The organism is Verticiella sediminum (genome assembly GCF_007558815.1).
In the GTDB taxonomy this organism is placed as follows: Bacteria; Pseudomonadota; Gammaproteobacteria; order Burkholderiales; family Burkholderiaceae_B; genus Verticiella; species Verticiella sediminum.
In genome coordinates, this window is the sequence record NZ_VLTJ01000020.1 from 75,453 (window position 1) to 95,940 (window position 20,488).

Annotated in this window: 18 protein-coding genes and 1 pseudogene; 11 read left to right on the plus strand and 8 right to left on the minus strand. The window is 68.6% G+C overall.

What is annotated here, in order from left to right; all coding sequences use genetic code 11:
• Nucleotides 1–12 precede the first annotated feature (12 nt).
• The 4 genes from dapD to FOZ76_RS10010 are packed head-to-tail and all read left to right on the plus strand — an operon-like array spanning nucleotide 13 to nucleotide 4,904.
• Nucleotides 13–834 carry a 2,3,4,5-tetrahydropyridine-2,6-dicarboxylate N-succinyltransferase gene (dapD, locus tag FOZ76_RS09995; protein WP_143948010.1) on the plus strand — a complete coding sequence of 274 codons (822 nt, stop codon included), beginning with the start codon at nucleotides 13–15 and terminating at the stop codon, nucleotides 832–834.
• A 6-nt stretch (nucleotides 835–840) separates the two neighbouring features.
• Nucleotides 841–1,980 carry a succinyl-diaminopimelate desuccinylase gene (dapE, locus tag FOZ76_RS10000; protein ID WP_143948012.1) on the plus strand — a complete coding sequence of 380 codons (1,140 nt, stop codon included), beginning with the start codon at nucleotides 841–843 and terminating at the stop codon, nucleotides 1,978–1,980.
• Nucleotides 1,977–2,888: a 50S ribosomal protein L3 N(5)-glutamine methyltransferase gene (gene prmB, locus FOZ76_RS10005; RefSeq protein ID WP_143948014.1), complete on the plus strand. Its 912-nt coding sequence runs from the start codon at nucleotides 1,977–1,979 to the stop codon at nucleotides 2,886–2,888. Before dapE ends, prmB begins: the two co-directional genes overlap by 4 nt.
• A gap of 51 nt (nucleotides 2,889–2,939) precedes the next feature.
• Nucleotides 2,940–4,904: an ATP-binding cassette domain-containing protein gene (locus FOZ76_RS10010; protein ID WP_143948015.1), complete on the plus strand. Its 1,965-nt coding sequence runs from the start codon at nucleotides 2,940–2,942 to the stop codon at nucleotides 4,902–4,904.
• An 18-nt stretch (nucleotides 4,905–4,922) separates the two neighbouring features.
• Here FOZ76_RS10010 and FOZ76_RS10015 read toward each other — a convergent pair whose 3' ends face one another.
• Together FOZ76_RS10015 and FOZ76_RS10020 are read right to left on the minus strand one after the other, a co-directional pair.
• On the minus strand, nucleotides 4,923–5,588 hold the full coding sequence (locus FOZ76_RS10015) for a hypothetical protein (RefSeq protein ID WP_143948017.1): 666 nt from the start codon (nucleotides 5,586–5,588) through the stop codon (nucleotides 4,923–4,925).
• Between the two features lie 102 nt (nucleotides 5,589–5,690).
• On the minus strand, nucleotides 5,691–7,058 hold the full coding sequence (locus FOZ76_RS10020; protein ID WP_143948018.1) for an MFS transporter: 1,368 nt from the start codon (nucleotides 7,056–7,058) through the stop codon (nucleotides 5,691–5,693).
• Between the two features lie 180 nt (nucleotides 7,059–7,238).
• On the opposite strand from FOZ76_RS10020, the gene cyoA reads away from it, so the two are divergent.
• The 7 genes from cyoA (at nucleotide 7,239) to FOZ76_RS10055 (ending at nucleotide 14,308) form a co-directional block, all read left to right on the plus strand.
• Nucleotides 7,239–8,351, plus strand: coding sequence for a ubiquinol oxidase subunit II (gene cyoA, locus FOZ76_RS10025; RefSeq protein ID WP_143948020.1), 1,113 nt, complete (start codon nucleotides 7,239–7,241; stop codon nucleotides 8,349–8,351).
• A 54-nt stretch (nucleotides 8,352–8,405) separates the two neighbouring features.
• Entirely contained in the window at nucleotides 8,406–10,409 is a 2,004-nt protein-coding gene (cyoB, locus tag FOZ76_RS10030) for a cytochrome o ubiquinol oxidase subunit I (RefSeq protein ID WP_143948022.1), read from the plus strand.
• A complete protein-coding gene (gene cyoC, locus FOZ76_RS10035; protein ID WP_143948023.1) occupies nucleotides 10,402–11,043 on the plus strand; it encodes a cytochrome o ubiquinol oxidase subunit III in 642 nt (213 codons plus the stop codon). The genes cyoB and cyoC overlap by 8 nt, the downstream gene beginning before the upstream one ends.
• A complete protein-coding gene (cyoD, locus tag FOZ76_RS10040) occupies nucleotides 11,040–11,435 on the plus strand; it encodes a cytochrome o ubiquinol oxidase subunit IV (RefSeq protein WP_143948025.1) in 396 nt (131 codons plus the stop codon). Before cyoC ends, cyoD begins: the two co-directional genes overlap by 4 nt.
• Nucleotides 11,432–12,262: an SURF1 family protein gene (locus tag FOZ76_RS10045; RefSeq protein ID WP_425473259.1), complete on the plus strand. Its 831-nt coding sequence runs from the start codon at nucleotides 11,432–11,434 to the stop codon at nucleotides 12,260–12,262. Before cyoD ends, FOZ76_RS10045 begins: the two co-directional genes overlap by 4 nt.
• A gap of 158 nt (nucleotides 12,263–12,420) precedes the next feature.
• A complete protein-coding gene (locus FOZ76_RS10050) occupies nucleotides 12,421–13,752 on the plus strand; it encodes an ATP-binding protein (RefSeq protein ID WP_143948028.1) in 1,332 nt (443 codons plus the stop codon).
• Nucleotides 13,730–14,308 carry a response regulator transcription factor gene (locus tag FOZ76_RS10055; protein WP_143948030.1) on the plus strand — a complete coding sequence of 193 codons (579 nt, stop codon included), beginning with the start codon at nucleotides 13,730–13,732 and terminating at the stop codon, nucleotides 14,306–14,308. The genes FOZ76_RS10050 and FOZ76_RS10055 overlap by 23 nt, the downstream gene beginning before the upstream one ends.
• 351 nt (nucleotides 14,309–14,659) lie before the next feature.
• On the opposite strand, the gene FOZ76_RS10060 is transcribed toward FOZ76_RS10055, so the two are convergent.
• From FOZ76_RS10060 to lepB, 6 genes and pseudogenes are all read right to left on the minus strand, one after another.
• Nucleotides 14,660–15,793, minus strand: a complete 1,134-nt coding sequence (locus FOZ76_RS10060) for a CaiB/BaiF CoA transferase family protein (RefSeq protein ID WP_143948032.1) — start codon at nucleotides 15,791–15,793, stop codon at nucleotides 14,660–14,662.
• Nucleotides 15,794–15,883: 90 nt separating this feature from the next.
• Nucleotides 15,884–17,068 carry an acetyl-CoA C-acetyltransferase gene (locus FOZ76_RS10065; RefSeq protein WP_143948034.1) on the minus strand — a complete coding sequence of 395 codons (1,185 nt, stop codon included), beginning with the start codon at nucleotides 17,066–17,068 and terminating at the stop codon, nucleotides 15,884–15,886.
• Nucleotides 17,069–17,368: 300 nt separating this feature from the next.
• Nucleotides 17,369–17,968, minus strand: coding sequence for a DNA repair protein RecO (recO, locus tag FOZ76_RS10070; protein WP_143948036.1), 600 nt, complete (start codon nucleotides 17,966–17,968; stop codon nucleotides 17,369–17,371).
• Nucleotides 17,955–18,887, minus strand: a complete 933-nt coding sequence (gene era / locus FOZ76_RS10075) for a GTPase Era (protein WP_143948038.1) — start codon at nucleotides 18,885–18,887, stop codon at nucleotides 17,955–17,957. The genes recO and era overlap by 14 nt, the downstream gene beginning before the upstream one ends.
• The gene (gene rnc, locus FOZ76_RS10080; protein ID WP_143948040.1) at nucleotides 18,884–19,690 is read right to left on the minus strand and encodes a ribonuclease III; all 807 of its coding nucleotides are present in this window, start codon (nucleotides 19,688–19,690) and stop codon (nucleotides 18,884–18,886) included. The genes era and rnc overlap by 4 nt, the downstream gene beginning before the upstream one ends.
• A gap of 43 nt (nucleotides 19,691–19,733) precedes the next feature.
• Nucleotides 19,734–20,423 (minus strand): annotated as a pseudogene (gene lepB, locus FOZ76_RS10085) (signal peptidase I); the annotation flags it as partial.
• Nucleotides 20,424–20,488 lie beyond the last annotated feature (65 nt).

The window sequence follows — 20,488 nt, forward strand, 5'->3', positions numbered from 1 at the left end:
CCCGCATCCACTATGAGCCAAGACCTTCAGAACACCATCGAACAAGCCTGGGAAGACCGCGCCGATCTGTCGCCGTCGGCCGCGCCGGCCGCCGTGCGCGAAGCCGTCGCCCACGTCATCGACGCCCTGGACGCCGGCACGCTGCGCGTGGCCGAGAAGGCCGGTGAAGACTGGACGGTGCACCAGTGGGTGAAGAAGGCCGTGCTGCTCTCGTTTCGCCTGCACGACAACGAAGTCATGGGCCAGGCGCCGCTGCAGTTCTTCGACAAGGTGCCCGTGAAGTTCAGCGGTTTCGACGACGCCGCGTTCCGCGCCGGCGGCTACCGCGTGGTGCCGCCCGCCGTCGCGCGCCGCGGCTCCTACATCGCCAAGAACGTGGTGCTGATGCCCTCCTACGTGAACATCGGCGCCTACGTGGACGAAGGCACCATGGTCGACACCTGGGCCACCGTCGGTTCGTGCGCGCAGATCGGCAAGAACGTGCACCTGTCGGGCGGCGTGGGCATCGGCGGCGTGCTCGAACCGCTGCAGGCCAACCCGACCATCATCGAGGACAACTGCTTCATCGGCGCGCGTTCGGAAGTCGTCGAAGGCGTCATCGTCGAGCGCGACTCGGTGCTCGCCATGGGCGTATTCCTCAGCCAGAGCACCAAGATCTACGACCGCACCACCGGCGAAGTCATCTACGGCCGCATCCCCTCCGGTTCGGTGGTGGTGCCGGGCAGCCTGCCCGCCGCCGACGGCAGCCACAGCCTGGCCTGCGCCGTGATCGTCAAGCGCGTCGACGCGCAGACCCGCGCCAAGACCAGCATCAACGACCTGCTGCGAGCCTGATCTCCCATGAGTGAAGTCCTCTGCCTGGTCCAGGACCTGATCCGCCGGCCGTCCGTCACCCCCGACGATGCCGGCTGCCAGGACCTGCTGGCCGAGCGCCTGCGCGCCGTCGGCTTCGCCTGCGAGACCCTGGCCAGCGGCGGCGTCACCAATCTGTGGGCGCGGCGCGGCAGCACCGGCCCGCTGCTGGTGTTCGCCGGCCACACCGACGTGGTGCCCACCGGCCCGCTCGAGCGCTGGCGCTTTCCGCCGTTCGAGCCCACCGTGGCCGACGGCCGGCTGTACGGCCGCGGCGCCGCCGACATGAAATCCTCGATCGCGGCCTTCGTGGTCGCCGCCGAGGAATTCGTCGCCGCCCACTCGCAGCACGCCGGCTCGATCGGCCTGCTCATCACCTCGGACGAGGAAGGCCCGGCCACCGACGGCACGGTCAAGGTGGTCGAGGCGCTGGCCGCCCGCGGCGAACGCCTGGACTACTGCATCGTCGGCGAGCCGACCTCGGTCGACACCCTGGGCGACACGCTCAAGAACGGCCGGCGCGGCTCGTTGTCGGGCTGCCTGACGGTCCAGGGCATCCAGGGCCATGTGGCCTATCCGCACCTCGCGCGCAACCCGGTGCACGAGGTGGCGCCGGCCATTGCCGAGCTTGCCACGCATCGCTGGGACGAGGGCAACGAATACTTCCCGCCCACCACCTTCCAGATCTCGAACTTTCACGCGGGCACCGGCGCGACCAACGTCGTGCCGGGCACGGCGCAGATCGACTTCAATTTCCGCTACTCCACCGCCAGCACGCCCGAGGGCCTGAAGGCCGCGGTATGCGCCGTCCTCGACAGGCACGGGGTGCAGTACACGATCGACTGGAAGCTCAACGGCGAGCCCTTCCTCACGCCCAAGGGCGCGCTGTCCGATGCCCTGGTCGACGCCATCGACGCCGAGCTGAGCGTGAGGGCCGTGCTCTCGACTACCGGCGGCACGTCGGATGGGCGCTTCATCGCCAGGATCAGCCGCGAGGTGGTGGAGTTCGGTCCGCTCAACGCCACCATCCACCAGCTCGACGAGAACATCCCCGTGGACACGCTCGAACCGTTGAAGAACGTCTATCGGCGCACCCTGGAGCGCCTGCTGCTCGCCCGGACGTCATGAACAACCCCCTGCAGCGCTACGGCAACCTGGTCACGGTGCGCGACTGGCTGCGCTATGCGGTCTCGCGCTTCAACCGCGCCGGGCTCTTCTTCGGCCACGGCACGGACAACGCCTACGACGAAGCCGCCTACCTCATCCTGCACACGCTGCACCTGCCGCCCGACCTGCTCGACCCGTTCCTGGACGCGCGGCTGCTCGACAGCGAACGCGAAGCGGTGCGCCATGTCATCGAACGGCGCGTGACCGAGCGCGTGCCCGCCGCCTACCTCACCGGCGAGGCCTGGCTGCGCGGGCGCCGCTTCGAGGTGGACAGCCACGTCCTGGTGCCGCGCTCGCCGATCGCCGAACTCCTGGACGAGGGGCTGTCGCCCTGGGTCGAGGCGCCCGAGACGGTCATGCGGGTGATGGACATGTGCACGGGCTCGGGCTGCCTGGCGATCATCGCCGCGCAGGCGTTTGCGCACGCCGTGGTCGACGCCGTGGACGTGTCCGAGCCTGCGCTCGCGGTGGCAAAACGCAACGTCGCGGCCTATGGCCTGCAGGACCGCGTGCGCCTGCTGCGCAGCGACCTCTTCGCCGACCTGCCGGTGGACCCGGTCGATGTCATCGTCTGCAACCCGCCCTACGTGAACGCAGCCTCCATGGCGGCGCTGCCCGCCGAATACCGCGCCGAGCCCGAGCTCGCGCTGGCCGGCGGAGAGGACGGCATGCAGCTCGTGCACCGCATCCTGGAGAGCGCGCCCGATTTTCTCAACCCGGGCGGCCTGCTGCTGCTGGAGATCGGCCACGAGCGCCCCCATTTCGAGGCGGCGTTCCCGACGCTCGAGCCGATGTGGCTGGACAGCGAGGCGACACAGGACAACATCCTGCTGCTCACCCGCGAACAACTGCTCGACGGCCGCGACTGACCGCCAGGCCATAGCGCCTGGGACGCCAACCTGCTCAACCCTGGAGCCGTCTTGATACGCGCCACCGACATCACCCTGCGCCGCGGCACCAAAGTGCTGCTGGACCATGCCGAATTCGTCGTCCACCCGGGCGAGCGCGTCGGCATCGTGGGCAAGAACGGCGCAGGCAAGACGACGCTCTTCGCCCTGCTCACGGGCACCCTCGATGCCGACGGCGGCGACCTGTCGATCCCCGCAAGCTGGCGTATCGCCGCCATCGCCCAGGAGGTGGCGGAAACGGACCGCCCGGCGCGCGAGTTCGTCATCGACGGCGACACCCATCTGCGCACCCTGCAGACCGAGCGCGCCGCGCTGGACGTCCAGGGGCCGGGCGGCGACGCCACGGCCCACGGCACGCGCCTGGCCGAACTGGAGGCGGCGCTGGCCGACGCCGGCGCCTGGAGCGCGCAGTCGCGCGCGGAGCAGTTGCTGGCCGGCCTGGGTTTTGCCCCCGACGAGTGGATGCGCCCGGTCGGCGAGTTCTCGGGCGGCTGGCGCATGCGCCTGAATCTCGCGCGCGCGCTGATGGCGCCCTCGGACCTGCTCCTGCTCGACGAGCCCACCAACCACCTGGACCTGGACGCCATGCTCTGGCTCGAGCGCTGGCTCGCGGCCTACCAGGGCACGGTGATCCTGATCTCGCACGACACCGAGTTCCTCGACGCGGTGGCGCGCACCATCCTGCACTTCGATCACGGCAAGCTCGTGCGCTACAAGGGCGGCTACCAGGATTTCCTGGTGCAGCGCGCCGAGCGCATCCGCCAGACGCAGCTCGCCATCGCCCGCCAGGAGAAGCAGGCGGCCCACCTGCAGAGCTTCATCGACCGCTTCAAGGCCAAGGCCACCAAGGCCAAGCAGGCGCAGAGCCGGGTCAAGGCGCTCGCCCGCATGGAGCAGCTCGCGCCGCTGCGGCTGGAGTCGGGCATCGACATCCGCATCCCCTCGCCCAGCCACACCCCGGACCCGCTGCTCACCATGCGCGGGGTGGCCGCCGGCTACGCCGCCGACAGCGCCATCCTGACGAACATCGAGCTGATGGTGCGCGCCGGCAGCCGCATCGGCATCCTGGGCGCCAACGGTGCGGGCAAGTCGACGCTGGTGAAGACCATCGCCGGCGAACTCGCGCCGCTCGCCGGCGAGATGACGGCCTCGCGCGGGCTGCAAGTGGGCTACTTCGCGCAGCACCAGCTCGACATGCTGGACCTGCAGGCGAGCCCCCTGCTCCACCTCGCCCGCCTGGCGCCCGACGCGCGCGAACAGGAGCTGCGCAACTACCTGGGCGGCTTCGGCATCGCGGGCGACGCGGCCACCGCGCCGGTGGCGCCGATGTCGGGCGGTGAAAAAGCGCGCCTGGCCCTGGCATTGATCGTCTGGCAGAAGCCCAATCTGCTGCTGCTCGACGAACCCAGCAACCACCTGGACGTCGACACCCGCGAAGCCCTGACCGAGGCGCTCGCCGCCTTCGAGGGCAGCATGCTGCTGGTCTCGCACGACCGCCATCTGCTGCGCACCACGGTCGACGAATTCTGGATCGTGGCCGACGGCCGGGTCGCCCCTTTCGAGGGCGATCTCGAGGACTACCGCGACTGGCTGACCGGGCGCGGCCGCGCCCAGGGCGTCGGGGGCGGCACCCCGGCCGCGGGCGGTGCGGCGGCCGATCCCGCCGCCGAGCCCGACCGCAAGACCCAGCGCCGTCTGCAGGCCGAGGCCCGGCAGCGCCTGTCCGCTGTGCGCAAGCCCCTCGAGCAGAAGCTCAAGCGCGCCGAGACCGAGATGGAGCGCATGAACGGGCGCAAGGCCGAGCTCGACGCGTTGATCGCCGATGCCGGCCTCTACGACGAGGCGCGCCGCGACGAGCGCATCCGGGTGCTGGCCGAGCACGGCGAGCTGACCAAGCGGCTGGACGACATCGAGGAAGCCTGGCTCGCCCTGCAGGAAGAACTGGAACGGCTCGAAGCCGAGCATGGCGAAGCCTGACGCGCCGCCGCCGGGAACTCAGCGCGCCGGGTCGGTGAGCGCGCGCGTGATCGCCATGATGAAAGCGAGCTGGGATTCGCGCGCCGCCTGGTCGGTGCCGCGAAACGGCGTGCTCGCCGTCACGCCGATGACATAGCCCGGCATCTCGAAAAAGCACCGGCGATCCAGCAGTTGCTGCTCGCCCTTGCCTGGCGCCTGGCGGCGGGTCACGGCCGCGCAGGCGAGCGAGAGCCTGCCGGCCTGCAGGATCGCGGTGCGCGCCAGGCTGGTGGTGTAGCCCTCGCCGAGCAGATGGGTGCCCCGGCGCAGGTTGTCGACCGTGGCGTCGAGCATGGCGATCTGGGCGCGCACAGTGGCGCCCAGGTTGGCGCTGCCCTCGGCCTGCTGGCTCACCGGCAGCACGAACACGGCGCCCCTGGCGGCAAGGCCGAGCGGCAGGTTCTCGTCCGCCGCCTCGTCGGCCAACGGCGAGCCCGCGACGCCATACTGGGCGGTCAGCCGCTTGTCCTCCCGGTTCAGGCGCGCGCCGGGCTGGCGCTGCATGCCCACCACCCGCTCCGGCAGGCGGGCGTCGAGATCGCGCAGGGAAAGTCCGGTAAGCGCAGGCGGCACCACGCCCGGCGCGGCGGCAGGGGCAGCACCGCTGGACAGCAACAGGGCCAGGCAGAACAGGAAGCGACGCATGGGCAAGCAGCAGAAACGCGGCCATTGTAAAGAAACGGCGGCGGCCGTTTGCACGACCGCCGCCGTTCTACCCAGGGTCAACCGGGTAGGCGCCGCGATGCCTCAGGCATGCCTGGGCGTGCGATGCTGCGTGCCTTGACGCGGCGTCAGGCGGCGGTTCAGGCGCAGCGCGAGCAGCGTGCAGGCCGCGCCGGACAGCAGATAGACGCTGACCGCTGCCAGGCCGAAGTGGATCGACAGGCCCAGCGCAACCAGGGGCGCGAAGGCGGCGCCGATCAGCCAGGCGAAATCCGTCGTCATGGCCGCGCCCGTGTAGCGGAAGCGGCGGGTGAAGTTGGCGGTCACCGCGCCAGACGCCTGGCCGTAGGACAGGCCGAGCAGGATGAAGCCCACCAGGATGAAGGCGTTCTGCGCCGCCGGTTCGCCGTTGAGCAGCGCCGGCGTGACCAGGGCGAACACCGCGATCAGCGCGGCCAGCAGGCCGAGCGTGGTACGCCGCCCGATGCGGTCGGCCAGGACCCCGGACGCCAGCGTGGCCAGAATGCCGACCAGGGCGCCCACTACCTGCACCACCAGCACGTTGGTGACAGGCTGGGAGGCGTTGACCGCCACCCACGACAGCGGGAAGATGGTGACCAGGTGAAACAGCGCATAGCTGGCCAGCGCGGCGAAGGCGCCGATGAAAAGGTTGTAGCCCTGGGCCCTGAAGACCTCGGTGGGACGGATGGGCTCGAGCTCGCCCTCTTCCAGCAAGCGCGTGTACTCGTGCGTGATGACCAGGCGCAGGCGCGCGAACAGCGCGACCACGTTGATGGCGAACGCAACGAAGAACGGGTAGCGCCAGCCGAAGGCGAGGAAATCCTCCTCGGGCAGGCTGAGCTTGAGGTAGAGGAACAGCGCGCTGGCGATCAGAAAGCCGATGGGCGCGCCGAGCTGGCCGAGCATCGCATACCAGCCGCGGCGATGCGAGGGCGCGTTCAGGTTGAGCAGCGAGGGCAGCCCGTCCCAGGAACCGCCGAAGGCGATGCCCTGCAGAATCCGGAACACGACCAGCATGGCGATCGCGATCGGCCCGACGTTGTCGTAGGGCGGCAGGAAGGCAATGCCGCAAGTGGCCGTGCCGAGCACCAGCAGGGCGATGGTGAGCTTGGTGCCGCGGCCCCAGCGGCGCTGGATGGCCATGAACAACGCGGTGCCGAACGGCCGCGCGAGGAAGGCCAGGGCGAAGATCGCGAATGCCCAGAGCGTGCCCTCGACCCGGTTCTCGAAGGGAAAGAACAGCGACGGGAAGACGAGGACACAGGCAATGCCGAAGACGAAGAAATCGAAATACTCGGAAGCCCTGCCGATGACGACCCCGACGGCGATTTCGCCCGGGGCGACTTTGGAGTGATCGGCATGGATACGCCGACCTTCGCGTTCGAGCTCGAACGAACCTGCCGGAACATCAGTGTGAGCGCTGGTGGCCATGGATGCAGCCCCCCCTTGTAACGTGAACACCATATTGGAACGACGCACGAACAGTATGCGTGTCCTGACGCATAGCAGCATCCGTGCCTACCCCTATAGGACAAAATGCCCACTTCCGGTTAATTTACTTTTTGGCGTAGATTCAGGCCCGTCTCTAAGGTCCTGCGTCTCATCCCGGCAATGCCATCCATCAAGCGCCTCTGCAGATTTTTCCTCCTCGGCCCCGTACTCGCCCTGTTCGCGGGTTGCAACATGGTCGTGATGTCCCCTTCGGGCGACATTGCCATGCAGCAACGGGATCTCATCATCTGGTCGGTGATACTGATGCTCATCATCATTGTCCCGGTCATTTTCCTCACGCTGCTGTTCGCATGGCGCTACCGCGCCTCGGCCAACCGGTCCGACTACGACCCCGAGTGGCACCACTCCACGGTGCTCGAACTGATCATCTGGTCGGCCCCGCTGCTCATCATCATCGCCCTGGGCGCCATGACCTGGGTGAGCACGCACCGGCTCGACCCCTACCGCCCGATCGAGCGCATCGCGCCCGACCGTCCGGTCGCCGCGGACGTCCAGCCGCTGGAAGTCCAGGTCGTGGCGATGAACTGGAAGTGGCTGTTCCTGTACCCGGAACAAGGCATCGCCACCGTCAATGAGCTGGCGGCCCCGGTCGATCGCCCGATCCAGTTCAAGATCACGTCCGACGCCATCATGAACTCGTTCTTCATCCCCGCGCTGGCCGGCCAGGTCTACGCCATGTCGGGCATGCAGACGCAGTTGCACGCGGTGATCAACCAGGAAGGCGTCTACGAAGGCTTCTCCGGCAACTACAGCGGGGCCGGCTTCTCGCACATGCGCTTCAACTTCCGCGGCATGAGCGAGTCCGACTTCGATCGCTGGGTGGAATCCGTGCGCGGCAACGACGATGCGATGACCCGCGAGTCCTATCTCGTGCTGTCGCAGCCCAGCGCCCGCGACAGCGTGCGCTACTTCGGCCAGCTCCAGGAAGGCCTGTTCGACGCCGTCGTGAACCGCTGCGTCGAGCCCAACCGCATGTGCATGCGCGACATGATGGCCATCGATGCCCAGGGCGGCATGGGCATCCCCGGCCTGGACAACCTGACCTGGCTCGACGCCGACACCATGGCCCGCCTGGGTATCGAGAACATTCCGCTGCGTGCCTACGTGGGCGGCATGTGCACCGCCGCCGACGTCGGCTTCGGCCTGCCCCAGGTCTCGGCCAGCGCCGCTGCCGCCGCGAGCCCGGTCACCCCGATTCCCGCACGCTTGTAACTCCGCCAAGACGCCCGAAACCCCTTTCTGGCGCCCTTGGCGCCCGTACCCACGATGTCCGATCAATCAACCTTGAGTCAGTGGTTCCTGGGACGCCTGTCCTGGGACATCTTCCCATTCACCCACGACCCCGTCCTGCTGGTCACGTTCATCGGCGTGGTCATCGGCGGGGTCGCCCTGCTGGGCGCCCTCACCTATTTCAAGGCGTGGGGCTACCTGTGGCGCGAATGGTTCACCAGCATCGATCACAAGAAGATCGGGATCATGTACATGATCCTCGGCTTCGTCATGCTGCTGCGCGGCTTTGCCGACGCGCTGATGATGCGGATGCAGCAGGCGATCGCCTTCGGCGACAACCTGGGCTATCTGCCGCCGCACCACTACGACCAGATCTTCACCGCCCACGGCGTGATCATGATCTTCTTCGTGGCGATGCCGTTCATCACCGGTCTGATGAACTACGTCGTGCCGCTGCAGATCGGCGCGCGCGACGTGGCGTTCCCGTTCCTGAACAACTTCAGCTTCTGGATGACCACCGCCGGCGCCGTGCTGGTGATGCTCTCGCTGTTCGTCGGCGAATTCGCCAAGACGGGTTGGCTGGCCTATCCGCCGCTCTCCGGGATACTGCACAGTCCGGACGTGGGGATGGACTACTACCTGTGGGCACTGCAGATCGCGGGGGTCGGCACCACGCTCTCGGGGATCAACCTGATCGTGACCATCATCAAGATGCGCGCGCCGGGCATGAACCTCATGAAGATGCCGATCTTCACCTGGACCTCGCTGTGCGCCAACGTGCTGATCGTGGCCTCGTTCCCGATCCTCACGGCCACGCTCGCGCTGCTCACGCTCGACCGCTACCTGGGGACGAACTTCTTCACGAACGACCTCGGCGGCAACCAGATGATGTACGTCAACCTCATCTGGATCTGGGGCCACCCCGAGGTGTACATCCTGATCCTGCCGCTGTTCGGCGTGTTCTCGGAAGTCGTCGCCACGTTCTGCCGCAAGCGCCTGTTCGGCTACGCCTCGATGGTGTACGCCACGGTCGTGATCACCATCCTGTCCTACCTGGTCTGGCTGCACCACTTCTTCACGATGGGCGCCGGCGCGAGCGTGAACGCCTTCTTCGGCATCACGACGATGATCATCTCGATACCGACGGGCGCGAAGATCTTCAACTGGCTGTTCACCATGTACCGCGGGCGCATCCGTTTCGAAGTGCCCATGATGTGGACGGTCGGCTTCATGGTCACCTTCGTGATCGGCGGCATGACGGGCGTGATGCTGGCCGTCCCGCCGGCCGACTTCGTGCTGCACAACAGCCTGTTCCTGATCGCCCACTTCCACAACGTCATCATCGGCGGCGTGGTGTTCGGCGTGATGGCGGCCGTCAGCTACTGGTTCCCGAAGGCCTTCGGCTACAAGCTCGATCCGTTCTGGGGCAAGTGCTCGTTCTGGTTCTGGCTGGTCGGCTTCTACGTCGCCTTCATGCCGCTGTACGTGCTCGGCCTGATGGGCGTGACGCGCCGCATGAGCCACTTCGACGATCCTTCGCTGCAGATCTGGTTCCAGATCGCCGCGGTCGGCGCGGTGCTGGTCGCCCTGGGCATCGCGAGCACCCTGATCCAGTTCGTGGTCTCGTTCCTGAAGCGCGACCAACTGCGCGACCTCACCGGCGACCCCTGGGACGGCCGCACGCTGGAATGGGCCACGTCCTCGCCCCCGCCCGCCTACAACTTCGCGTTCACGCCGGTGATCCACGACAGCGACGCCTGGTGGCAGATGAAGCAGAAGGGCTACGAGCGTCCGGCCGACGGCTTCCTGCCGATCCACATGCCGAGGAACACCTCGGCCGGCGTGATCCTCTCGGTGATCGCCACGCTGATGGGTTTCGGTCTGATCTGGCACGTCTGGGCGCTGGTGGTCGTCGCGTTCGTGGCCCTGATCGCCTACGCGATCTACCACACCTTCAACTACGACCGCGATTACCACATCCCGGCCGACGAGGTTGCCCGTACGGAAGAAGAACGCACCCGAGTGCTTGCCAATGTCTAACACTACCGCCCTGCACGCCGGCGCCGCCTCGACGCCGGCCGAAAAGCTCACTTTCTTCCTGAAGAAGGACCACCATCCCCAGAACGGGACGCTGATCGGCTTCTGGCTCTACCTGATGAGCGATCTGCTCATCTTCGCCTCGCTGTTCGCCGTGTACGCCGTGGTCGGCCGCAACTACGCGGCCGGCCCGTCGGGCGCCGACCTGTTCGACCTGAACCTGATCGCCTTCGCCACGGCCGTGCTGCTGGTGTCCTCGATCACCTACGGCATGGCGGTGATCGCCATGCAGAAGCGCAACCTGGCCCAGGTCCAGCTCTGGCTCGGCATCACCGGCCTGCTCGGCCTGGCGTTCCTGGCGGTGGAACTCTACGAATTCCACCACCTGGTGCACATCGGCGCCGGCCCGCAGCGCAGCGCCTTCCTGTCGTCGTTCTTCACGCTGGTCGGCACCCACGGCCTGCACGTGACCTTCGGCGTGATCTGGCTCGTGACCCTGATGTTCCAGTTGAAGAAGCACGGCCTGGGCGTCGCCAACCGCCGCCGCGTGATGTGCCTGTCGATGTTCTGGCACTTTCTGGACGTGGTCTGGATCGGCGTTTTCACCTTCGTTTACCTGATGGGAGTGCTGCAATGAGCGCGCACGACATGTCTCACCACGGCCACGGCGATCATCACCACGAGGAAGACGACGGCTCGGGCCACAGCACGGTCAGGGGCTACATGATCGGCTTCATCCTGTCGGTCGTGCTGACGGTCATTCCGTTCTGGCTGGTGATGGGCGACGTACTGGGCGACGCGAGCAAGACCGCCTACGTCATCCTGGGCTTCGCCGCCGTGCAGGTCGTGGTCCACATGATCTACTTCCTGCACATGAACTCGCAGTCCGAAGGCGGCTGGACCATGCTCGCCTTCATCTTCACACTGCTGATCCTCGTGATCGTGATGGTCGGTTCGCTGTGGGTGATGCACCACCTCGACACGAACATGATGCCCTCGCACGACATGACGGAGATGATGCGTCGTTGATGCGGAATCGTCAGCAAGACAGCGCGGGCCGCGGGCCCGCGCCAGCGGCCGGCGCGCCGCCCTCCCAGGGCGGTCGCCGGCCGCATTCACGTTGGGTGCTCGCGCTGGTCGCACTGGTCGGTCTGGGGCTGTTCACCGGCTTCGTCGCGCTGGGCAACTGGCAGATCGAGCGCCGCGCCTGGAAGCTCGACCTGATCGAGCGGGTCGAGCAGCGCGCGCATGCGGCGCCCGTCGCGCCGCCGGCGCGCGCACGCTGGGCCGCTGTCGGCGCCGACAGCGACGAGTACCGCCGCGTGCGCGTCGCGGGCGTGTTCGACCATGCGCGCGAGACCTACACCCAGGCCACCACCGAGCTCGGCGCAGGCTTCTGGGTACTCACACCCCTGCGCCAGGCCGATGGCAGCACCGTGCTCGTCAATCGGGGCTTCGTGCTGCCCAACCGGCGCGAGCAGGCCACGCGGGCGGACAACCTTCCCGAAGGGGAAGTCACCGTCACCGGGCTGCTGCGCATCAGCGAGCCGGGCGGCGGTTTTCTGCGCAGCAATGCTCCGCAGGAGGACCGCTGGCACTCGCGCGACGTGGCGGCCATCGCGGCCGCGCGCGGGCTGTCCGACGTCGCGCCCTACTTCATCGATGCCGAGGCCGCCACGCCGCGCCAGCCCGGCGTCGTCGCCGAGCCCCAGACCTGGCCCGTGCCCGGCCTGACCGTCGTCAGTTTCAAGAACAGCCACATGGTGTACGCGCTGACCTGGTACGGCCTGGCTCTCATGGTGGTGATCGCGGCGGCCTTCGTCGTACGCGAGGAACGCCGCCGGCGCACGCGCTGAGTCCGCACCCGGCGGCGCCCGGGTCGCGGCGCAGCCGGCGCGCGCGTGCTGCGCCGCCCGGGCTTCCGAAGCCCGGACTGTGGCCTGTCAACAGGCCCTGGCTGGGCAGGCCTCGGCGAGAACGGCGATAATGCCAAGTTGTCCCGGAGACATCCCCGATGGCCACGCCTTTCACGGACGCCCAGTCGAGCCGCGCATCGGCCGCGCGCGACAGCACGGGCCGCAAGAACATGTACCAGCTCGTGCAGCTACGCTGGATCGCCGTGCTGGGCCAGGTCGCGACCATCTGCGTGGTGCAGTTCGGCTTCGGCATCCACCTGCCGGCCAACGCGATGCTCGTCGTTCTCGCCTGGCTGGCCGCCTTCAACGCGGTCACGCTGCTGCGCCTGCGCAGCCGCCGCGAGGTCAGCAATGCCGAGCTGCTGCTCGCGCTGCTCATCGACGTTGCGGCGCTCACGGCGGTGCTCTACCTGAGCGGCGGCGCGAGCAACCCCTTCGTCTTCCTGTACCTGCTGCAAGTGATTCTGGCGGCGGTCCTGCTGCGCGCGTGGTCGACCTGGGTGCTGGTGGCGGTGACGGCGCTGTGCTTCGCCTGGCTGGCCATCGCCGCCGAGCCGCTGGAGCTGCCGCTCGCCCTGGACCAGGGGCTCGCCAGCCCCTACATCCTGGGCATGTGGATCTGCTTCATCCTGAACGCGGTGCTGCTGGTGGTCTTCGTGACGCGCATCAGCGCCAACCTGCGCGCGCGCGATGCGCGCCTCGCCGACCTGCGCGAGCGCGCCGCCGAGGAGGAGCACGTCGTGCGCCTGGGCCTGCTGGCCTCGGGCGCCGCGCACGAGCTGGGCACGCCGCTCGCCACCCTCGCCGTGATCCTGGGCGACTGGCGCCACCTGCCGGCCTTCGGCGATCCCGAGCTGCGCCAGGACCTGGACGAAATGCAGACCCAGGTGCAGCGCTGCAAGTCCATCCTGCAGAGCATCCTGCTCTCCGCCGGCGAGACCCGGGGCGAGGCGCCCGCCGCCACCACGGTGCATACCTTTCTCGACGAGGTCGTCGGCGAATGGCGCAGTACGCGCCACACTGACACGCTCGACTACGACAACGATTTCGGCCCCGACCTGAGCATCGTGTCGGACACGGCCCTGAAGCAAGTCATCCACAACGTGCTCGACAATGCCCTGGAAGCCTCGCCGGCCCGGCAGCGCCTGCTCGTCAAGCGCGCCGGCGACGCGCTGGTGCTGACCGTCATGGACGAGGGCCCCGGCTTTACGCCCGACATGCTTAAGCAGGTGGGCAAGCCCTACCAATCGACCAAGGGCACGCCGGGACGCGGCCTGGGCCTGTTTCTGGTCCTGAACGTCGCACGCACGCTGGGCGGCGGGCTGACGGTCAGCAATCACGCCGAAGGCGGCGCCCGCGTGCAGCTCTGGCTGCCGCTGACCGCCTTGCGGCTGGAGAAGAACGAAGATGTCGAATCCGAAACCGCCTGATCCCAGCGCCCCCGAGACCGCGGCGAGCGAGCGCACCCTGCTCATCGTCGAGGACGACGCCGCCTTCGCGCGCACGCTCGCCCGCTCCTTCGAGCGGCGCGGCTATCGCGTGCTGAGCGCCAACGGCCTGGAAGCCGTCGAGGAGGTGCTGCGCGAGCACCATCCGGGCTACGCCGTGGTCGACCTCAAGCTCAAGGGCGAAGCCTCGGGGCTGGCCTGCGTGCAGACGCTGCACGCTCACGATGCGCAGATGCAGATCGTGGTACTCACCGGCTTTGCCAGCATCGCCACCGCCGTCGAGGCGATCAAGCTCGGCGCGCGCCACTACCTCGCCAAGCCGTCGAACACCGACGACATCGAAGCGGCCTTCGACCGTGTCGCCGGCAACGCCGAAGTCCCCATGACCGCGCGCACCACGTCCATCAAGACGCTGGAGTGGGAACGCATCCACGAAACCCTGGCCGCCACCGGATTCAACATCTCGGAAACCGCGCGCCGGCTCGGCATGCACCGGCGCACGCTGGCGCGCAAGTTGGGCAAGCAACAGGTGAAGTGACGGCCCCCTCCGCCCGCTGCGCGGGCACCTCCCCCCATGGGGGAGGCGGCGCGCGCCCTTCGGGCGGCCGGGCGGGCGCGCGCTAGACCCCGCGCTAAGGGGTGAAGCGGCAAGTTTGGGGGGCTGGAAGGGGTTGCCCCCTCCGCCTGCTGGGCGCGCGCTGGACCCCGCGCTAAAAGGGGTGAGGCGGCAAGTTTGGGGGGGCTGGAGGGGGTTGCGTCCTCCGCCTGCTGGGCGGGCACGCGCTGGACGCCGCGCTAAGAGATGACGGGGCAAGTTTGCGGGTTGCCGGGGCACTCGCTCCCCATTGGGGAGCGGCACGCGGGCCATTTCAAACCGGACCGAGGCCTCCTAACCCAGGGCCTTGGCCTGCTGCAACGCATCGATGGTGCTATCGCGAAGACCCCAGGCAGCGAGAATGTCGGGTGCGGCCTCGGCGCTGGCCTCGCGCGGTGCGCGCGGTGCATCGGGTTCGGTGCGGCTAAAGCGCGGGGCCGGGGCCGGGTGGATCATGCCCTCGACCTCGACGAAGGTGTTGCGGGCGACGTTGTGCGGGTGGCGGGGCGCCTCGTCCCAGTCGAGCACGGGCGCGAAGCACGCGTCCGAGCCTTCCAGCACCTCGCACCACTGGTCGCGCGTGCGCGTGCGGAAGATCCCGGCGAGCTTGGCCTTGAGTTCGGGCCAGGCCTGCTGGTCCATCTGCGCGCGAAAGGCCTCGTCCTCGATGCCGCAAAGCGCCAGCAGGCGGGCATAGAACTTCGCCTCGATCGCGCCCACGGCCACGTGCTTGCCGTCCGCGCATTCGTAGGTGTCGTAGAAATGCGCGCCGCCGTCGAGCATGTTGTCGCCGCGCCGGTTGTTCCAGGCGCCGCCCGCGTGCATGCCGTACATCATGGCCGAGAGCAGCGCAGCGCCGTCGGTCATCGCCGCATCCACGACCTGGCCCTTGCCCGAGCTGCGCGCTTCGTACAGCGCGGCGGCGATACCGAACGCCAGCATCATGGCACCGCCCCCGAAATCGCCCACATAATTGAGCGGCACGGTGGGGTTGGCGCCGGGACGGCCGATGGCATGCAAGGCGCCGGTGATGGCGATGTAGTTGATGTCGTGGCCGGCCGCGTGCGCGAGCGGGCCGTGCTGCCCCCAGCCGGTCATGCGCCCGTAGACCAATGCGGGACGCCGCTCCAGGCAGGGCACCGGCCCCAGGCCCAGGCGCTCCATGACGCCGGGCCGGAAACCCTCGATGAGCACGTCCGCGCCCGCCACCATGTCGAGCACCGCGGCGGTGGCCCCCGGCGCGGCCAGATCCATCGCCACGACATCGCGGCTGCGCACCAGGATGTCGGTGGCGCGCGCCCTGGCGGTTCCGGGGCGCTCGATGCGCAGCACCTGCGCGCCCATGTCCGCCAGCATCATCGCGCAGAAGGGGCCCGGGCCGATGCCCGCCATTTCGATCACTTTCACGCCCTTGAGCGGACCTGCCATACCTGTCTCCTCATGGCCCTGCGGCCCTGGTGTTCGATGAAAAAGCGACGGCGGGCGCAGGCCCGCCGCACATGCCCGCCCGGCCCTGCGTCAGAGCCGTTCGACGATGGTCACGTTGGCCATGCCGCCGCCCTCGCACATGGTCTGCAGGCCATAGCGCCCCTTGCGCTGATGCAGCGCGTGCACGAGCGTGGTCATGAGCTTGGTGCCGGAAGCGCCCAGCGGATGTCCGAGCGCGATGGCGCCGCCGTTGACGTTCAGCCGTGCCGGGTCGGCGCCGGTGGCCTGCAGCCAGGCCAGGGGTACGGACGCGAAGGCCTCGTTGACCTCGAACAGATCGATGTCGGCGATCGACATGCCGGCTTTGCGCAGCGCGCGCTCCGTGGCCGGCAGCGGAGCTTCGAGCATGATGACCGGATCGTGGCCGAACATCGACATGTGGTGGATGCGCGCCAGCGGCTCGACGCCCAGGGCGCGCAGCCCCTTCTCGTTGACCACCATGACGCCGGAGGCGCCGTCGCAGATCTGGCTGGCGCTGGCCGCGCTCAGGCGCCCGCCGTCCTCCTGGATCAGCTTGACGCTGGCGATGCCTTCCAGGGTGGCGTCGGCGCGGATGCCTTCGTCGCGAGTGTGCATCTCGCCGCCGGCCTCACCGCCGGCCAGGCGTACCTCCAGCGGCAGGATCTCGCGCTCGAAGCGGCCTGCGTCCGCGGCCGCCGCCGCCCGCTTGTGGCTCTGCAGCGCGTAGGCGTCGAGCTGCTCGCGCGACAGCTCGTACTTCCTGGCCATCATCTCGGCGCCGACGAACTGGCTGAAGGATTCGACCTCGGGATAGTTGGCCTGCAGTTGCGGGCTCATGTAGCGGCCCAGCCCGGCCTTGGCGGCGAGAATGCCCGGGGTGCCCATGGGCACGCGGGTCATGCTCTCGACGCCCGCGGCGATGACCACGTCCATCGAGCCGGACATGACGGCCTGGGCGGCGAAGTGCAGCGCCTGCTGCGACGAGCCGCACTGGCGGTCGACGGACGTGCCGGGCACCGACTCGGGCAGCGAAGAGGCCAGCACGGCGTTGCGCGCCACGTTGCCGGACTGCTCGCCGGCCTGGCCGACGCAGCCCATGATGACGTCTTCGATCAAGGCCGGATCGGCGTTGGTGCGGGCGACCAGCGCATCGAGCACGCGTGCGCCCAGGTCGACCGGATGCCAGCCGGACAGCCGGCCGCCCCTGCGGCCGCCGGCGGTGCGCACGGCGGCGACGATATACGCTTCGGACATGTCTACTCCTCGTTTTGGCGCAGGGCCCGGGAGGATGCTGGGCACCGGCGCGGTTATGGCCCCGGGGCAGCACCGGCGCGGCCGTCCTGCCCCGGGGGGATATCGTCGTCGATGATAGCCGAGGCGCCGGCGCGCGGACATGGCGGCAGCGCTCGGGCGCTTGGCGCAAACGCTCGGCGCGCGCCGGGTCGGTGGAAGTGATGGTCGGGGCAGACACCGATGACATCACCAAGGACGTCATCCCGGTGTGGCAGGCCATCCGCGTGCCCGCCATCCTGGTGGTCTCGCGTCCAGCCTGACCTAGGCCCGCTGCAAGGAATGCAGCACCTTGCGCGTGACCAGGGGCCGGCCCTCGAGCTGATCCTCGATGTGCTCGCGCAGCAGCCGGCGCAGCGCGGGCTCGGCGGCGGGATCGGCGAAATCCGGCGTGGGCATGTCCAGGCCGTAGCCGATCTCGCGCAGCAGTATCCATTCGAAGCGGCGCAGCGCTCCGGCCGCGCGCGCGCCCGAGGCCAGTTCGGTCAGGGCGGCGTCGTAGGCAGCGTAGAGGTTCTCGTGCGCGTCCTCGCGCGGCAAGAGGCGCAGCAACAGCTCGTTCATGTACCAGGCCGACATCATGGCCGGGCCGCTGTAGCGGCGCAAAGGAGCGATCCACTCGGCGCGCACCAGCGTCTTGACGTCTCCCGCGCCGCTCCAGGAGAGCGCCAGCGGCTGGAAACTGCAGAGCACGGGGCGCAGCGCCGAATGCGGGCGCTTGGCGCCCTTCGCGACCAGGGCGATGCGCCCGTGCCGCCGCGAATACACGTCCAGCACCAGCGAGGTTTCGCGCCACGCCGTGCTGTGCAGCAGGAAGCCGAGCTCGTCCGTGGCGCGCGCGCTGCTGCGGCTACGCGCCGTCATACCCCAGCTCGCGCAGGGCGCTCACGCTGTCCGACCACCCCTTGCGCACCTTGACGTAGACCTCCAGGTGCACCGGGCTGTCGAGCAGCTTGGCGATATCCTGGCGCGCCTCGGTGGCGATGCGCTTCATGTGCTCGCCGCCCTTGCCGAGAAGGATGGGCTTGTGCGATTCGCGCTCGACCAGCACGCAGGCATTGATGGCCGTCTGCCGCGGCCCTTCCTCCCACTGCTCGATCACCACGGTGCAGGCATAGGGCAGCTCGTCGCCGACCAGGCGAAAGATCTTCTCGCGGATCAGCTCGGCGGCGATGAAGCGCACCGGACGATCGGTGAGCGTGTCCTCGTCGAACATCGGCTCGCCCTCGGGCAGGCCGGCGGCGATCTCGTCGAGCAGGTGGTCGAGCTGCTTGTCCTTGGCGGCACTGACCGGCACCACCGCGTCGAAGCTGTGCTGCTTGACGATCTTCTCGACGAAGGCAAAGAGCTCGTCGCGGCGCTTGAGCAGGTCGATCTTGTTGACCGCCAGCACGTGCCGCGCGCCTTTGGGCAGCAACGGCAGCAGTTCGGCGTCGCCCGGGGTCCACTTGCCGGCCTGGACTACCATCACCACCACGTCCACGTCGGAGACGGCCTGGGTGACGACGCGGTTCATCATGCGGTTCATGGTGCCGCCGTGGCGCATCTGAAAGCCCGGCGTGTCGACGAACACGAACTGGGCCCCGGGACGCGTGAGCACGCCATGGATGCGGTGGCGGGTAGTCTGCGCCTTGCGCGAGACGATGCTGATCTTGCTGCCGATCAGGGCGTTGAGCAGGGTCGACTTGCCGACGTTGGGGCGGCCGACGATGGCGACCAGGCCGCAGCGGCCGGGCGCCGCGTCGGCCGGCGGCGTGCCGGTGGAATCGGAATCGGTGCTCATCGGGGATTTTCCTTGGTTGGGGCGACGCGCGCGGCAGCCGACGCCTCGGCGGCGCCGGCCTCCTGCGCGACGGCGACAGGCAGCGAGAGCTGGGGCGACTTGCGGGCGCGGCCGCGCCGCGGCTGCGCCAGCTCCACACGCTGCACGGCCTCCAGGGCGCTGCGGGCGGCCTCCTGTTCGGCGGCGCGCCGGCTCCCGCCCACGCCGCGCACGACGATCTCGAGCTTGGGAATGGCGCACTCCACCTCGAACTCCTGGCTGTGCGCCGCGCCGTGCGTGGCGACCACGGTGTATTGCGGCAGGGGGATGCGGCGCCCCTGCAGGTGTTCCTGCAGCAAGGTCTTGGCGTCCTTGCCCAGGGTTTTAGGGTCCACGCCGGCCAGCAGCGGCTGGTACAGGCGGCGGATGACGCGACAGGCCTCGTCGAAGCCGCCGTCGAGGTAGACCGCGCCGAACACGGCCTCGAGCGCGTCGGCGAGGATGGACGGGCGGCGAAAGCCGCCGCTCTTCAACTCGCCCTCGCCCAGGCGCAGGAAGGACGACAGGTCCAGGCGCTGGGCGATGTCGGCGAGCGAAGCCTGCTTGACGAGATTGGCGCGCAGCCGGGACAGGTCGCCTTCGTCCAGCCGCAGGTAGCGCTCGTAGAGCTGGGCGGCGACCGCGCAATTGAGCACGCTGTCGCCCAGGAACTCCAGCCGTTCGTTGTGCCGGCTGCTGTGGCTGCGGTGCGTCAGGGCCTGCTCGAGCAGGCCGATGTCGGCAAAGCGGTAGTCCAGGCGGGCTTCGAGCTCGGCGGGCTTCATGCGGCCTCCGCTCGAGCCCGATCGCGCCGGACTCGTGCGCCTGTCATCGGACACCTCCGATACGGCTCAGATCGCTGAAATTCATCCAGATGAAAAACGCCTTGCCCACGACGTTCTTGTCAGGGACGAAGCCCCAGTACCGGCTGTCGGCGCTGTTGTCGCGGTTGTCGCCCATGACGAAGTAGTGCCCTTCGGGCACGGTACAGCGCATGCCGCCCGGCTGGTAGCTGCATCGATTGTGATACGGAAACGCCACGTTGGGGTAGATTTCCGAACCGCCCGGCTGGGCATCGAGCAGGATGCGGTGCGAAACGTCGCCCAGTTGCTCGGAGAACTCGGCGCTGTAGGAGGCGCGGTCGGGCTCGAAATAATCGCCCATGCGCTCGCGCGGCACCGGCTTGCCGTTCACGGAGAGTTCTTTGTTGACGTAGGCGATTTCGTCGCCGGGCAGGCCGACCACGCGCTTGATGAAATCGACGTCCGGCTCGGGCGGGTAGCGGAACACCATGATGTCGCCGCGCTGGGGCTCGCCGATGCCGATGACCTTGGTATCGACCACCGGCAGGCGGATGCCGTAGGTGAACTTGTTGACGAGGATCAGATCGCCCGACTGCAGGGTGGGCAGCATGGACCCCGAGGGAATTCGGAACGGCTCGACCACGAACGAGCGCAGCACGAAGACGAAGAGGATCACCGGAAAGAAGCTGACCGAGTACTCCACCCACCAGGGAGCCTTGCCGGCCTCGGCGAGCGTGCGCTCGCGATGCTGGCTGACCGCCGCCTGCCCCTCGACCCGGG